Annotated in this window: 12 protein-coding genes; 3 read left to right on the top strand and 9 right to left on the bottom strand. The window is 61.8% G+C overall.

The genetic code is table 11. From position 1 onward, the window contains the following. Positions 1-20 precede the first annotated feature (20 nt). Positions 21-1,979, bottom strand: a complete 1,959-nt coding sequence (locus NKH49_RS21905) for an acetoacetate--CoA ligase (protein WP_352616684.1) — start codon at positions 1,977-1,979, stop codon at positions 21-23. A gap of 182 nt (positions 1,980-2,161) precedes the next feature. Here NKH49_RS21905 and NKH49_RS21900 point away from each other — a divergent pair, with 182 nt between their 5' ends. Next, entirely contained in the window at positions 2,162-4,012 is a 1,851-nt protein-coding gene (locus NKH49_RS21900) for an AsmA family protein (protein WP_352472706.1), read from the top strand. A 12-nt stretch (positions 4,013-4,024) separates the two neighbouring features. Here the strand turns inward: NKH49_RS21900 and NKH49_RS21895 are convergent, their stop codons facing one another. The 7 genes from NKH49_RS21895 to NKH49_RS21865 all read right to left on the bottom strand — a co-directional run bounded on the left by NKH49_RS21895 (position 4,025) and on the right by NKH49_RS21865 (position 12,164). Continuing rightward, a complete protein-coding gene (locus tag NKH49_RS21895) occupies positions 4,025-4,843 on the bottom strand; it encodes an ABC transporter permease (RefSeq protein WP_023677454.1) in 819 nt (272 codons plus the stop codon). Further along, on the bottom strand, positions 4,840-5,808 hold the full coding sequence (locus NKH49_RS21890; protein WP_352450936.1) for an ABC transporter permease subunit: 969 nt from the start codon (positions 5,806-5,808) through the stop codon (positions 4,840-4,842). Before NKH49_RS21890 ends, NKH49_RS21895 begins: the two co-directional genes overlap by 4 nt. A 9-nt stretch (positions 5,809-5,817) precedes the next feature. Further along, positions 5,818-6,957, bottom strand: coding sequence for an ABC transporter ATP-binding protein (locus tag NKH49_RS21885; RefSeq protein ID WP_023677452.1), 1,140 nt, complete (start codon positions 6,955-6,957; stop codon positions 5,818-5,820). Positions 6,958-7,030: 73 nt separating this feature from the next. Continuing rightward, positions 7,031-8,128 carry a polyamine ABC transporter substrate-binding protein gene (locus tag NKH49_RS21880; protein ID WP_352472707.1) on the bottom strand — a complete coding sequence of 366 codons (1,098 nt, stop codon included), beginning with the start codon at positions 8,126-8,128 and terminating at the stop codon, positions 7,031-7,033. Positions 8,129-8,480: 352 nt separating this feature from the next. Continuing rightward, positions 8,481-9,434, bottom strand: coding sequence for a DMT family transporter (locus NKH49_RS21875; protein ID WP_352472708.1), 954 nt, complete (start codon positions 9,432-9,434; stop codon positions 8,481-8,483). Between the two features lie 182 nt (positions 9,435-9,616). Continuing rightward, positions 9,617-10,516, bottom strand: coding sequence for a DUF2167 domain-containing protein (locus NKH49_RS21870; RefSeq protein ID WP_352927803.1), 900 nt, complete (start codon positions 10,514-10,516; stop codon positions 9,617-9,619). Between the two features lie 196 nt (positions 10,517-10,712). After that, positions 10,713-12,164, bottom strand: a complete 1,452-nt coding sequence (locus NKH49_RS21865) for a helix-turn-helix domain-containing protein (RefSeq protein ID WP_352472710.1) — start codon at positions 12,162-12,164, stop codon at positions 10,713-10,715. A gap of 238 nt (positions 12,165-12,402) precedes the next feature. Between NKH49_RS21865 and aceA the strand changes: the two genes are divergently transcribed. After that, a complete protein-coding gene (aceA, locus tag NKH49_RS21860) occupies positions 12,403-13,692 on the top strand; it encodes an isocitrate lyase (protein WP_352616673.1) in 1,290 nt (429 codons plus the stop codon). Between the two features lie 78 nt (positions 13,693-13,770). After that, complete coding sequence (locus NKH49_RS21855) at positions 13,771-14,013, top strand: SMc00767 family acetate metabolism repressor (protein ID WP_023719402.1); 243 nt, start codon at positions 13,771-13,773, stop codon at positions 14,011-14,013. 65 nt (positions 14,014-14,078) lie between these two features. Here NKH49_RS21855 and NKH49_RS21850 read toward each other — a convergent pair whose 3' ends face one another. Beyond that, positions 14,079-14,540, bottom strand: a complete 462-nt coding sequence (locus NKH49_RS21850) for a RidA family protein (protein ID WP_352927800.1) — start codon at positions 14,538-14,540, stop codon at positions 14,079-14,081. Between the last annotated feature and the right edge of the window lie 259 nt (positions 14,541-14,799).

Raw genomic sequence — 14,799 nt, 5'->3', positions numbered from 1 at the left:
CGCCACCTTGGATCCCGGGGTCAGTCGGCAAGCTGCGGCAGGCTGCGGAACAGCTCGAGCGCTTCGGGATTGGCGAGCGCTTCCTTGTTCTTGATGGCGCGGCCGTGCACCATGTCGCGTACCGCGAGCTCGGTGATCTTGCCCGATTTGGTTCGTGGAATATCGCTGACGGCGACGATCTTGGCCGGCACATGGCGCGGGCTCGCCCCGGTGCGGATTTTCGCGCGGATGCGTTTTTCCAGCTCGGCGTCGAGCTCAACGCCGGCCGCCAGCCGCACGAACAGCACGACACGCACGTCATTGTCGAAATCCTGGCCGATGCACAGCGCTTCGAGGATTTCCGGCATCTGCTCGACCTGATTGTAGATCTCCGCCGTGCCGATCCTGACACCGCCCGGATTGAGCGTGGCGTCGGAACGGCCATGGATGATCAGGCCGCCATGGGCGGTCCATTCGGCGAAATCGCCGTGGCACCAGACATCGTCGAAACGTTCGAAATAGGCGGCTTTGTATTTCCTGCCGTCAGGGTCGTTCCAGAAGCCGATCGGCATTGCCGGAAACGCCTTGGTGCAGACGAGCTCGCCCTTCTCCTGGCGGAGCGGGCGGCCGTCATCGTCCCAGACATCGACGGCAAGGCCGAGCCCGGGCCCTTGGATCTCGCCGGTCCATACCGGTTCGATCGGCACGCCGAGCACGAAGCAGGAGACGATATCGGTGCCGCCGGAAATCGAAGCCAGATGCACGTCCTTCTTGATGCCTTCATAGACGAAGCGGAAATCTTCCGGCGATAGCGGCGAGCCGGTCGATGAGATGGTGCGCACGCTGGAAAGATCATGCGTGCGGATCGGCTTCAGGCCGGCCTTGCGCACGGAATCGATGAATTTGGCCGAGGTGCCGAAATAGGTCATCTTTTCGGCATCGGCGAAGTCGAACAGCGCATTGCCGTCCGGGTAGAACGGCGAGCCGTCGTAGAGCAGCAAGGTGGCGCCCGATGCCAGGCCCGACACCAGCCAGTTCCACATCATCCAGCCGCAGGTGGTGAAGTAGAAGAAGCGGTCGCCGTCGAGCAGGCCGGCATGCAGCCGTTCTTCCTTGACGTGCTGGATCAGCGTTCCGCCGGCCGAATGGACAATGCATTTGGGAATGCCGGTCGTGCCCGATGAAAACAGGATGTACAGCGGATGCGAAAACGGCAGCCTTTCGTAGGCGACAGGCCTTGCGGCAAAGGGTGACAGCGCCTCTTCCAGCGCAGCCGCCTTGCCGATGGTCGCGGCGACGTCGAGCGAGGTGCCGAGATAGTCGACAATGAGGACTTTGCGGACGGTGGCGAGCTTGCCCGCCACGGCCGCGATCTTGTCGGCGACTTCGATCGCCTTGCCATTGTACCAGTAGCCGTCCGGCGCGATGAACACGACAGGCTCGATCTGGCCGAACCGGTCGAGAACCCCCTGCTCGCCGAAATCTGGGGAGCAGGACGACCAGACCGCGCCGATCGAGGCGGCCGCCAGCATCGCAGCAACGGTCTCCGGCATGTTGGGCATCATCGCGGCGATGCGGTCGCCCTTCTTCACCTTGAGTGACAGGAAAAGCTGCTGCAGGCGCGAGGTCAGCGCATGCAGCTCGTTCCAGGACAGCCGCCGCTCGACCTTGTCCTCGCCGCGAAAGACGATTGCGTCGCCAAGCCCGGTTTTCTTGAGGAGATTCTCGGCGAAGTTCAGCTTCGCATCAGGGAAGAAGGTCGCGCCGGGCATCTTGTCGCCATCGACTAGCACGCGTTCGCCCTTGTCGCCGACGATGCCACAAAAGTCCCAGACCAGGCTCCAGAAGGTCTCGCGGTGATCGATCGACCAGCGATGCAGGTCGGTATAGGAGGAGAAAGCCTCGCCGGCTAAGTTCGCCGCGGCGTTCATGAAGGCGGTCATCGGCGCCGCGTCGATCTGCTCTTGCGTCGGGATCCAGAGCGGTGCGTCGTCAGCCATCATTGTTTCTCCGTAGGCTGCATCGCTTATGCATATCGCGATGCAGCAGAGCAAGATTTTGTTGGACCGCGCCGGTCAGGGTGTGCGCAAATGCCATCGCCGGGCCATAAAGACTTGAAATGCGTCAGCCGTCGGTTACACCCGTCGGGCGATTTTGTCGGAATGGAAGCATACGGGGCGATATGCCATCACCTTTGATCCGACGCGGAATATGGGCGATCGGCGCAGCCGTCATCGTCATCGCGCTGGTTGTCGCAGCCTTGCCGTTGATCGCCTCGACCCGCATCGTACGCGACCGTATCGCGTGGGAAATGAGCGCGTGGAGCGGTTTCCGGGTCACCATCGACGGCGCGCCGCGTATCGAGGTCTGGCCGAATTTCCGGGCGATCCTGAGCGACGTGACGCTGTCGCAATGGACAGAGACGGATGCGCCGCCCGTGGTCGAGGCCGAACGGGTCGAGGTCGACCTCTCAGCGATGGCGGCGCTGCGTGGCGATGTGGTGTTTTCGACGGCGCGGCTGGTACGACCGACGATCCGGGTTCAGCGTACCGCGAGCGGGTTTTTCCTGCCTGCGATTCCCAGCGGCGGGCGCATTACGCGTTCGATCGATGCTGCCCGCGCGGTGATCAACACAAATCCCGCCAAGCCGGATCTCGGCAAGCTGCCGACAGATCCGTTCGGCACAGTCGAGTTCAGGGACGGCCGCGTAGTGGCTGCCATCGGCGGCAAGGACCAGGAGATATTGAGCAGCCTGAGCGGCCAGGCGAACTGGGCCGCGATGAACAGCAATGCGACGCTGTCGGCGACCGGGATATGGCGCGGCGAAAGTGTTGCCATCGACGCCGCATCGCCGAACCCGCTCGTGCTGTTTGGTGGCGGCACAGCACCGGCCACATTTTCCTTCAAGGCGGCACCGGCCAGTTTTTCGTTCGACGGCCGCGCCAGCATGTCGGAGAACGGCTATTTCGACGGCCAGGCAAAATTCGCCGCACCTTCGCTCCGACGCGTGCTCGAATGGTCGCAGGCCGGCATCGCGCCCGGTGCCGCAATCGGCTCGATCTCGGTTTCAAGCAAGATCACGGCGACGGCCGGGCGAGTCAAATTTGAAAACACGGCACTGACCCTCGACAACAACCCGGGAATGGGTGCGCTGGACTTCACCTATGGTGAGGCACTGCCGGTGATCTCCGGCACACTTGCCTTCGATACGCTCGACCTCAGATCATTTCTCTCCGCCTTTACGCCGGTACCATCCGCCGGCGGCACCGGCCCGGGCGAAATCGATACGAGCTTCGCCGACCGGATCAATCTCGATCTCAGGCTGTCGGCGGCGCATGCCACCGCCGGCGCCATCCAGCTTGCCGACGTCGCTGCCACTGCCCAGGTCAAGAACGGCCTTGCCGTCTTCGACATCTCGGATGCATCCGCCTTTGGCGGCAACGTCCAGAGCAGCGTCCGTTTCGACCGCAAGCCCGCCGGCACGGAAGTCGAGATCCGGCTGCTTGCTTCCGATATCGACGGCGGCGCTTTCGGCACCGCGGCCGGGATGACACGGCTGGTGCCGATCGGCACTGGAACCGTTTCGGTCATCCTCAAGGGGCCTGGCAGAACCTGGGACTCGATTTTCGAAAACGCCAATGGCTCGCTGTCGGCGACGTTCGGCGCGGGTGCGCTGAGCCGGCTTAACCTGCCGGCGTTCCTCAAGCACACCGAACAGGGCGGATTCTTCGCGCTGGACGACGTCTCGGACGGAACGCTGCCGATCGACGGGGCCGAGCTCAAGGCGAGCATTTCGAACGGCGTGGCGCGCATCGACAAGGCCGAGGTGAATTCCGCGCAATACAAGATCTGGCTTTCCGGCATCGCATCCTATGCCGGACGCGGGCTGGCGCTGTCCGGCGGCATCGTCCAGCCGAGCCAGGCTGCCACGCAGACGAACGGCCAGGGACCCAATCAGTCGTCGTTCTTCGTCGGCGGCACGTGGAGCACGCCGTTCATCTCGCCGATAAGCCGCGGCGTTTCGGGAGAGTAAGCAGCAGCAGCATCAACCGCGCTGCGCGGCCTGCTCGTCGCGTTGGCGCTGCACCTCGCGGCGTTTGTTTGCGAGCGAAGCGATGATCACGCCAACTGCGACGACCGCGATCAAGATGGTGCAGGCTGCGTTGATTTCCGGCGTCACGCCAAGGCGGACCTGGCTGTAGATCTTCATCGGCAGCGTCGTGGCGCCGGGTCCCGAGGTGAAGCTGGCAATAACCAAATCGTCGAGCGACAGCGTGAAGGCCAGCATCCAGCCGGAGACGATAGCCGGCATGATGACCGGCAGCGTGATCTGGAAGAAGGTCTTCACCGGTGGCGCGCCGAGGTCCATCGCGGCCTCTTCCAGCGAACGATCAAAAGTGATCAGGCGTGACTGAACCACCACCGCAACGAAGCACATGGTTAGCGTGGTGTGGGCAAGCGTCACCGTCAGAAAGCCGCGGTCGAGGCCGACGGCGACGAAGAGCAGCAGCAGCGACAGGCCGGTGATGACTTCCGGCATGACCAGCGGCGCAAACACCATGCCGGAAAACAGCAGCCGGCCGCGAAAGCGCGTGTAGCGTGTCAAGGTGAGCGCCGCCAGCGTGCCGAGCACGGTCGCCACGCTTGCCGAGATGACGCCGACGCGGGCCGTCACCCAGGTGGCGTCCATAAGACCCCGGTTGTGGAACAGCGACACGTACCATTTCGTCGAGAAGCCACCCCAGACGGTGACCAGCTTCGATTCGTTGAAAGAGAACACAACGAGCAGGACGATCGGCAGGTAAAGAAAGGCAAAGCCGAGCACGATCGAAATGATGTTGAAGCGGCTCCAGGTCGCGTTCATTGGTCCTGCTCCTGGGTGCGCGCCTGGGCTCGCTGGAAGAGCATGATCGGCACGATCAGCAGCAGCAGCAAGATGACGGCGACGGCGGACGACACCGGCCAGTCGCGGTTGCCGAAGAACTCGTTCCACAGCGTCCTGCCGATCATCAGCGTCTGCGAGCCGCCGAGCAGATCGGGAATGACGAACTCGCCGACGGCGGGAATGAACACCAGAAGGCAGCCGGCGATGACGCCGGGCAGCGACAGCGGGAAGGTGATCTTCCAGAAGGCGCTGGTCGGCGGACAGCCGAGATCCTTGGCGGCCTCGATCAGCGAATTGTCCATCTTCTCCAAGGCCGAATAGAGCGGCAGCACCATGAACGGCAGATAGGAGTAGACGATGCCGATGAAGATCGCCGTGTAGGTGTTGAGGATGATCAGCCGATGGCTGATGATGCCGGTGGCGAGCAGCAGCTCGTTGAGCAGGCCCTCGGGCTTGAGAATGCCGATCCAGGCATAGACACGAATCAGGAACGAGGTCCAGAACGGCAGGATCACCAGCATCAGCAAGGTCGGACGGATCGTCGCCGGGGCGCGTGCCATGCCATAGGCTATGGGATAGCCGATCAGCAATGTCAGGACGGTCGAAATGGCGGCGACGATGACGCTCGTCACATAGGCGTTGAAGTAGAGCGCATCCTGCGTCAGCAAGATGTAGTTGTCGAAATTGAGGGTGCCAAACCACGCGATAACCCCGGAAATGCCGCCGCGGAAATCGAGCACCGGCGTGTAGGGAGGCATGGCGATCGCCGTCTGCGACAGCGAAATCTTGAAGACGATGATGAAAGGGACGAGAAAGAAGAACAGCAGCCAGAGGTAGGGGATGATGATGACGAGCCGGCTAACGAACGCCGCTCCCAGCCTGACCAAGGCGGATTTGCCGGCAGCGCTTGCCGGAGAGCTTGTTGCGGCGGTGACAGCGGACATGATCAGTCTCTACCGTGTCAGGACGACGCCGGCGTCGGGGCGGAAAGAAACCCAGGCGCGGTCGTTCCAGGTCAATGGGTCCTCGGTGAGGCGTGCCGCGTTCATGGTGCTCGCCCGCACCACCTGACCGTCGTCCAGCCTGACGTGATAGACGGTCATGTCGCCGAGATAGGCTATATCGTAGACCTCGCCCTCGATGGCGTTGACGGCACCGGCCGGTTTCGTGGAGGACACCTTTATCTTCTCCGGCCTGATGGCGAAGGTAACCGATGTTCCGGCGGCGGCACTGCCGGCATTTTCGGTCCGGATGGTGATGCCGTTGCCGGCATCGATGCTCGCGCTGCCGGCCTCGCCAGCCGCGATCTTGCCGTCGAACATATTCACATTGCCGACGAAGCCGGCGACGAAGCGGGAACCCGGCGCTTCGTAGACCTCGGCCGGCGTCGCCACCTGCATCACCTCGCCCTTGTCGATGATGGCGATGCGGTCGGCCATCGTCATCGCCTCTTCCTGATCATGGGTGACGACGACGAAGGTGAGGCCGAGGTTCTGCTGCAGGTCCATCAGCTCGAACTGGGTCTCCTCGCGCAGCTTCTTGTCCAGCGCGCCAAGCGGCTCGTCGAGCAGCAGGACTTTCGGCCGCTTGGCCACCGAGCGCGCGAGTGCGACGCGCTGGCGCTGGCCGCCCGACAATTGGTGCGGTTTGCGCTTGGCGAACTGCTCGAGCTTGACCAGCTTCAGCATCTCGGCGACGCGCTTGTCGATGTCGGCCTTGGCCATGCCTTCCTGCTTGAGGCCGAAGGCGATATTGTTCTCGACCGTCATGTGCGGAAACAAGGCGTAGGACTGGAACATCATGTTGACCGGCCGCCGGTAGGGCGGAATGCCGCGCAGATCCTGGCCGTCGAGCAGGATGCGGCCGGCGGTCGGCTCCTCGAAGCCCGCAAGCATCCTGAGCAGTGTCGATTTCCCGCAGCCTGAGGCCCCCAGCAAGGCAAAGAATTCGCGTTCGAAAATGGTCAGCGACAGGTTGTTGACCGCTGTGAACTCACCGAATTTCTTGGTGACGTTGTCGAACTGGATGTATGGCTTGGCGTTCGGATCGTTCCATGGCGCAAAATCCCTGCGGATGCTGCCAAGCGATTTCATGTCCCACTCCGTCCTGCTGCTTGCCCCATGAGAAAGCGGCTCCGGCAACGGCTGCCGGAGCCTGGTCAGATTGCTATTGGCCGGTGACGATCTTGGTCCAGGTGCGGGTGATGATGCGCTGGGTCTTGGGATCGTAAGGCGATACGGTGTAGAGCTTCTGCAAGGTGGCTGCATCCGGATAGATCGCCGGATCTTCCAGGATCGCCTTGTCGATGAACTGCTGCGAAGCCTTGTTGCCGTTGGCATAGAGCACATAGTTCGACGATTTGGCGATCACTTCGGGCTTCATCATGTAGTTCAGGAACTCATGCGCTTCGGCGACATGCGCTGCACCGGCCGGGATCGCCATCTGGTCGAACCACATCTGGGCACCTTCCTTCGGCACGGAGTAGCCGATCTCGACACCCTGCTTGGCTTCGTCCGCGCGGTTGCGGGCCTGGAAGACGTCACCCGACCAGCCGACCGCCAGGCAGATGTCGCCATTGGCCAGGGCGTTGATGTATTCGGAGGAGTGGAACTTGCGGATATAGGGCCGGACCTTCAGCAAGGTTTCTTCGGCCTTGGCAATCTCATCGGGCGACGTGCTGTTCGGATCGAGGCCCAGATATTTCAGTGCCGCCGGTATGATGTCGGCCGGCGAATCCAGTACATAGACGCCGCAGTCCTTCAATTTGGCCAGGCTTTCGGGATTGAAGAACACGTCCCAGCTGTCGATCTTGTCGGTGCCGAGCGCTGCCTGCACCTTCTTGATGTTGTAGCCGATGCCGACCGTACCCCACATGTAGTTGATCGAATATTCGTTGCCGGGATCATATTTGGCGGTCCGTTCCATGACCGTGTCCCACATATTTGAAATGTTCGGCAGTTTCGACTTGTCGAGCTTCTGGAACACACCCGCCTGGATCTGGCGTGCAAGGAAATTGCCGCTGGGCACGACGACATCGTAGCCGCTGCCGCCGGCGAGCAGTTTCGTTTCCAGGATCTCGTTGGAATCGAAAGTGTCGTAGACGACCTTGATGCCGGTTTCCTTGGTGAAGTCGTCGATGATCGAACTGTCGATATAGTCCGACCAGTTGAAGACGTTGACGACGCGATCCTCGGCATGCGCGCCAAAGGTAAAAACTGCCAGAAACGCCGAAGTCGCCGAAAGCCAGAGCGCTTTGCGGGTCATGCTATTCTCCTTTGATGAGTGTTCCGTCGCCAGCTCGTCGCGGCGTCCGCGCGGCTGGGCATTTGCTTCAAGGTATTGGGCTTGCAGGCAGGCGACAAGCGCGAATTGCCGGCGCCATTATGGTTCGGCGGCGAGCCGACAGCGAAGACCTGGCGTGGCGTTGGTGGTGTTCCGACGCCGTCGGAAGCTTTCGCTACGGCGCGGGCAGGGAGACGACGATATTGTCCGGCCTCAATGCGGCCGGCATGGAGACTTGGCAAGATACGCCTGTCTTGTTGTTGCCGTGATCGCAGCCTGCCCGCGCGGCTGCGACGTTGTCAATGGTTCATCTCGCTTTGACGCGCGCACTGCATCAATTAGGTGACGGCACACCGATGACGCCCGCTCGCGCGGGCCGCGTCTGGCGCTTGAACTCGAGCCCGATATGGACGAGGAGCGCGGTGACGACGACGGCACCGCCGACGATGGTCCGCGCCGACGGCACCTCGGAATGAATGAGCCAGACCCAGATCGGGCCAAGGATCGGTTCGAACGTGCCGAGCAGCGCCGCCACAGCGGCCGGAACAAGCCGGGCACCGGTGGCGAAGAAGGCGAGACCGAGTCCCAGATTGATCACGCCAAAGGCAAAGAGGAAGCCCATATCGTGGCTGGAGACGCCCAGCGCCAACGCCTGCGATGCCGCAAAGGCGGCCGCCAGCATCGTGCCGAGGCAGGTCGCCGGCGTCATGCGCACATGGGCAAAGCGGCGCGTGATGACGGTGGCGATCGAGAACATGACAGCGATGAGCAGCGCCAGCCCGTCGCCGATTGGCGACACCGCGCCATCGAGCGATTCCGACACCATGATGGCGACGCCGACAATAACGGCGGCGATCGCCACCCAGGTCGCCACCGCCACCCGTTCGCGAAACAGCGCCCAGGCAAACAGCGCCGCCAGAAGCGGCACGCCGGCCTGCATCAACAGGATGTTGGCGACGGTGGTATAGGCAAGCGCCACGACGAAAGAGGTCGACGCCGTGGCGAAGCAGAACGCCACCGCAAGGCCGGCCAGGCCCATGCCGCGAAACAGCTTCAGCGTGCCACGCCAGCCATCGCGCCAGACCATGAAGCAGAGCAGGAAGGCGGCGGCCCAGACCGAGCGCCAGAACACCACCGTCCAGCTGTCGGCGTTGTCGATGAAGCGCGCAATGCTGCCGCCGAAGCTCCACATCAACGCCGACAGGAATACCAGCAGGAAGCCGACGCGTTCGCCTTGCGGCGACACGATCGGCGAAGCGGCAACCGGAGATGATGCGGTATCGGTCATGGGTATGACTGTCGGCGAATTCGGAGCAGCACGATGTGCAATGGACGACAGAGACGTGCCTCATTCGCGTAACGCAAAGCAGAAGGCCGGGCGTGATCCAGTTCGATGTTCCGTTTGGCGCACTGATGAGGGCGCATCGCCCTCGCCCGGCGATGATCCGAGGCGACCGGTCGACGATGGCTTTACGACGTGCCCCTATTGCCGCGGATAAAGCGCCAGAGACCGGCCAGCGGAACCAGCAGGAGCAGGCCAAACTTTTTCAGCGCGATCAGCGCCACGACCAGAAAACCTGCTTTCGCCGCCAGCTTGCCGGCAATCAGGCCACCGACGCCAATCGCCGCAACAGTATCGACGCCCGGCACGAAATCAGCGTATGTCTTGCCGGTATTGAAGTCCGCGAGGCCAAGCACTTCATCCAGGCTTTGCCTTATCTCCGGCAATTGTTCCACCGTCGCGATATAGCTCATCACGAAGACGCCCTCCCTGCCAAGGAAACGGACGTCGTAGTTGAGCGTATGGGCGGCATCGTTGCCAAATTGCAGCTCCTTGGCCCAGTGCAGGCGCTTGTGGGCCGCGTCATAAACCGGCGGCGACGCCCAGCCGATCAGCGTAATGGGCGCATAGCCATCCTTTACCCTCTGATCGTTGCCGGACAGAGTGTCTGACTGCATGTTGCGCAGCAGTTCATTGTAATCGATGGACGCGGCGTCGCTGTCGTCGACGTAACCGATCTTTTCCCAGCGCAGCTCTATCCCCCAATTGTTGTCGGCAATGGGATCATGGGAGACTGGAAAGATCATGCCGAGGGCATCGGAACCAGAGTCGGGCGGATTGCCCCAGGCTTCGGTGAGGACGGAGAGCGTGTCCTTCTTGTCCAGAAAATAGAACTTGTCCTTGAGGTCGAGATGGATGCCTTCGGCAAGATTTATCGCGCCGGTCTTCGGATCGATCTTGTCCAGGAACGCCTTGCCGGCATCATTATACTGTTGATAGGACTTGAAGAAATCCGAGGACTTTTCAGCCAATGCGGGATCGGGGGAAAACGCGAGCGCCAAGCCAAGCCAAAAAACTGTCCTGCCCATCATTGATCCCCCGACCGTTGCGCAGTTCTTTTTTTTGATACCGTACCGTCAATGCTGAATCAATATTCGGCTGAATCAATATTTTGGCCGAACCAATATTTTGGCCGGCAACCGCGAACCAGCTTACTGGTTGCCGCCGCAGGAACAGATGAGGTCCTTTGGTCGAAGATTCAGCCGCAATATTGCTGGAGCCGAATCACTGGAAATCGAACGCCGACAGTCCCGTGACCATCTCGTCGAGGCCGAGCGGACGTGTAACGGGTGGCTCGGCGCGGGCGAGGCAGCCGATGCGTTCGCACAGCCGGCAGGCAGGGCCGACCGGCGTAGCCAGCGCAGCGGCGCTCTGTCCGGTCTTGCCGATGGCGGCCGGCCCCGGCAATGCCGCTCCATAGACGACCTCGTCGCGAAAACCGATGTCGCAGCCGAGCAACAGCGCCGTGCGCCGCGGGCGCTCGGCAAACGAGCCCTGCGGCCCCTCGAGCGTGCGGGCAATGCAGAGAAACGCTGCGCCATCTGGCATTTCCACTGCCTCGACCAGGATCTGGCCGGGCTGAGCGAAGGCGGCATGGACCGGCAGCTTCGGACAGCCGCCGCCGAAGCGGCTTTGCGGAAAGCCGTGGCTGCCCGCCTTGCGGAAGCGATTGCCGGCATTGTCGACCTCGAGCATGAAGAACGGCACAGCCAGCGCACCCGGCCGCTGCAGGGTGGTCAGCCGGTTGGCCGCCTGCTCGAACGAAACGCCGAAGCGCGACCGCAACATGTCGATGTCATAGCGGGCGCGGACCGCCGCCGCATGAAAAGGCTGATAGGGCATCATCAGCGCGTGCGCGGCATAGCGGCCGAGCTCGAAACGCGCCAGCCGGCGGGCTTCGTCGGTGGTCAGCTTCAGCACCTGGATCTCGGCGGCGACAGCGACGCTCATGCGGATCAGGCAGGCCTCCATCGCCACCTCGCGCAGTTGATCGAATGGCGACAGCCGCTCGGACAGGAACAGGCGCTGCGAGTGACGGTCATAGCGACGCCGCCAGTTGGGCATGGTGGCGACCGGCAGTACCTTGACGACGATGCCGAATTCACGCCGCAGCCAAGCCTTCAACGCACTGAACAGATCGTCGCCGGGATCGAGCACCGACGTGAATGCCTCGGCTTCCTCTTCGAGCGCGGCAAAATGGTTCGGCCGGCGTTCGAAAATCTCATGCACCTCGTCGATCGGCAGCCTGGCACCGGAGAGGGCGGTGGCCTTGCCCTCACGCGCGAGCAGCTCGTTGATATCCGACAATCGCTCGGCCTGCTCGCGATAGGCGCGAAACAGCTTTATGACAGCGGCGGAAGCATTTGGCGCCGCCTCGGCAAGCTCGATGAGTTCCTGGTCGCCCGGCAGTTCGCCGGCCAGCAACGGATCTGAAAACACTTCCTTCAAATCGGCGACCGACCCCCTCGCCTCGCCCTGCAATTCATGTGGGTCGACCTTGTAGACGGTTGCCAGCCTCAGGATCAGTTGCACCGTCAGCGGCCGCTGGTTGCGCTCGATGAGATTGAGATAGGACGGCGAGATGCCGAGCCCTTCGGCCATCGCCGTCTGGGTCAGCCCCTTGGCGTTGCGGATGCGACGAATGCGCGGCCCGGCAAAGATTTTGTGGTCGGCCAATCGACTGCCCTTGACAGAAATTTACATCCGCTGATGGCATGGCGGCGTTTTACAATCATGACAAATTTACAGCTCTCATCCGTCAAACACAACACAGGTTTTCTCTTATTTTCTGGCTAACCTGGAGGTTTACCTCGCTTGCGTCGTGCCGGCATGTAAATGATGTCACACATGGGGCACGCATTTTTCCTCTGCGACGCCTTCCGAAAACCGGCATCAAAACCGCCTGGAGTGACCAATGACCGACTTTTACAACCTTGTCCCGTCGGCGCCGCAAGGTCGCTTTGATGGCATCGAACGGCCCTATTGGCCGGAGGAGGTGAAGCGGCTGCGCGGCTCGGTGCAGATCCGGCAGAGCCTCGCCGAAATGGGGGCAAACCGGCTGTGGCAGCTCATCCATGAAGAAGATTTCGTCAACGCGCTGGGTGCCATGTCGGGCAACCAGGCGATGCAGCAGGTGCGGGCGGGGCTGAAAGCGATCTATCTGTCGGGATGGCAGGTCGCCGCCGATGCCAACACCGCTTCCGCCATGTACCCGGACCAGTCGCTTTATCCCGCCAATGCCGCGCCCGAGCTGGTCAAGCGCATCAACCGCACCTTACAGCGCGCCGACCAGATCGAGACTTCGGAAGGCAAGGGGCTGTCGGTCGACACCTGGTTCGCGCCGATCGTCGCCGATGCCGAAGCCGGCTTCGGCGGGCCGCTCAACGCCTTCGAGATCATGAAGGCATTCATCGAGGCGGGTGCGGCCGGTGTCCACTACGAGGACCAGCTGGCTTCGGAGAAGAAATGCGGCCATCTCGGCGGCAAGGTGCTGATCCCGACCGCCGCACACATCCGCAACCTCAACGCGGCGCGGCTTGCCGCCGACGTCATGGGCACGCCGACGCTGGTCGTGGCGCGCACCGACGCTGAAGCGGCGAAGCTCTTGACCTCCGACATCGACGAACGCGACCGACCTTTCGTCGATTATGGCGCCGGCCGCACTGCGGAGGGCTTCTACCATGTCAGCAACGGCATCGAGCCCTGCATCGCCCGCGCCGTCGCCTATGCGCCCTATGCGGACCTGATCTGGTGTGAGACTTCAAAGCCAGATCTGGCGCAGGCCAGGACGTTTGCCGAGGGTGTGCGCAAGCATCATCCAGGCAAGCTGCTTGCCTATAATTGCTCGCCGTCTTTCAACTGGAAGAAGAATCTCGACGACGCGACGATAGCGAAGTTCCAGAAGGAACTCGGCGCCATGGGCTACAAGTTCCAGTTCATTACGCTGGCCGGCTTCCACCAGCTCAATTTCGGCATGTTCGAGCTCGCTCGCGGCTACAAGGAGCGGCAGATGGCAGCCTATGCGGAACTGCAGGAGGCGGAATTCGCCGCGGAAGCCAATGGCTACACCGCCACCAAGCACCAGCGCGAGGTCGGCACCGGCTATTTCGACGCCGTCTCGATGGCGATCACCGGTGGCCGTTCTTCGACCACGGCCATGCATGGATCGACCGAGCACGCCCAATTCAGGCCGGCGGCGGAATAGCGGGACAGCAGACAAACAGAGGGAACGCCCAAGCGGGCATGGCAACACAACAGGCATGGCAACACAGGGAGAAGACCAATGGCATCGATAAGCCGCGTCAAGGAACGGGCCGAAGAGCAGGCCACCAGCATGAATGTCGACCAGCAGGCGACCATCCGCATGCTGGCGAACGATCTGCACAGGCTCAATCAGTCGGTGATGAAGGCGGTCGAGGCCGGCGTCTCGGTCGAACTGGTGCGCTCGGCACGGCACCATGGCGGCGACGGCAATTGGGGCGATCTGCTGATCCCGGTCATCGTCACGCAGCGGAGCCACGACTGATGAATTCTACCGCACCGCGCCTTTTTTGAACGCGGGCTATCGCACCTCGCAGGCAGCGGCCCTGCCTAATCCGGCAGAGCCGCTAGTGCAACGATTTCAATGACAAGATCAGGCTGCGCAAGCGCTGCAACGCCAATAACTTCCGAGGGCGGCGGGTTGTTGTAGCTGCAGTGCTTCGGGCAGTGCACCGCAAAGAATTCGTCCAAGACGTCCAGGCGAAAATTGGGAGAGCTCAGAACGCCGCCATCGGGAAACGGTCCCTTAACGAAGAAGGTCAGCCTGATGAGATGCTCGAGCGCACTGCCAAGCTCCTCCAGGTCTGATTTGATATTGGTGAGAATTGTGCGCCACTGTGCCGCTGCATCGCCAATGGCGCCGCCGCCGCTTTTGCCGATCGGATCGTAGTCCTCGGCCGTCGCGGTGTTTCCGGAAAGGTGGACAAACCCCTTCGCGCCGGTAACGACCGTACCCTTTCCCCATGGCATCAACCGGCCATTTTTGAATTTCTTGTGAGTCACGAGTTCCATTGTCATCTCCCGTCGATCAAAGAGACGTGCGTAGCCAACGAGGAAGGGTAGTCCGGCGAGGCGATGCGACAAGCTTGCGACAGACTTGCCTCGACTTCATCCAACCTTTCGTCAATCTGGCTATAGCTGCTAGTTGACGCGTTCGCGCTGCACAGCCAAACTTAGCTGAGCCTGCCCGGTTGTGGTGGCGACTTCTCCTTTCGAGCGGCGGCAAAGAAAAGCATTTAATTTTAATTTTAATATTTCTTGCGATATTCTC

Origin of the sequence: Mesorhizobium sp. M1088 (assembly GCF_040318575.1) — a bacterium.
In the GTDB taxonomy this organism is placed as follows: Bacteria; Pseudomonadota; Alphaproteobacteria; order Rhizobiales; family Rhizobiaceae; genus Mesorhizobium.
Note: the sequence above shows the minus strand (reverse complement) of the source record. Positions and strands in the feature narration are given on the sequence as shown.

Bases quoted from the DNA above. Each gene is read 5' to 3' on its own strand.
- aceA (WP_352616673.1), top strand. From the start codon at position 12,403: ATGACCGACTTTTACAACCTTGTCCCGTCGGCGCCGCAAGGTCGCTTT.
- NKH49_RS21880 (WP_352472707.1), bottom strand. From the start codon at position 8,128: ATGACCCGCAAAGCGCTCTGGCTTTCGGCGACTTCGGCGTTTCTGGCA.
- NKH49_RS21885 (WP_023677452.1), bottom strand. From the start codon at position 6,957: ATGAAATCGCTTGGCAGCATCCGCAGGGATTTTGCGCCATGGAACGAT.
- NKH49_RS21870 (WP_352927803.1), bottom strand. From the start codon at position 10,516: ATGGGCAGGACAGTTTTTTGGCTTGGCTTGGCGCTCGCGTTTTCCCCC.
- NKH49_RS21905 (WP_352616684.1), bottom strand. From the start codon at position 1,979: ATGGCTGACGACGCACCGCTCTGGATCCCGACGCAAGAGCAGATCGAC.
- NKH49_RS21900 (WP_352472706.1), top strand. From the start codon at position 2,162: ATGCCATCACCTTTGATCCGACGCGGAATATGGGCGATCGGCGCAGCC.
- NKH49_RS21890 (WP_352450936.1), bottom strand. From the start codon at position 5,808: ATGTCCGCTGTCACCGCCGCAACAAGCTCTCCGGCAAGCGCTGCCGGC.
- NKH49_RS21850 (WP_352927800.1), bottom strand. From the start codon at position 14,540: ATGGAACTCGTGACTCACAAGAAATTCAAAAATGGCCGGTTGATGCCA.
- NKH49_RS21895 (WP_023677454.1), bottom strand. From the start codon at position 4,843: ATGAACGCGACCTGGAGCCGCTTCAACATCATTTCGATCGTGCTCGGC.
- NKH49_RS21875 (WP_352472708.1), bottom strand. From the start codon at position 9,434: ATGACCGATACCGCATCATCTCCGGTTGCCGCTTCGCCGATCGTGTCG.
- NKH49_RS21855 (WP_023719402.1), top strand. From the start codon at position 13,771: ATGGCATCGATAAGCCGCGTCAAGGAACGGGCCGAAGAGCAGGCCACC.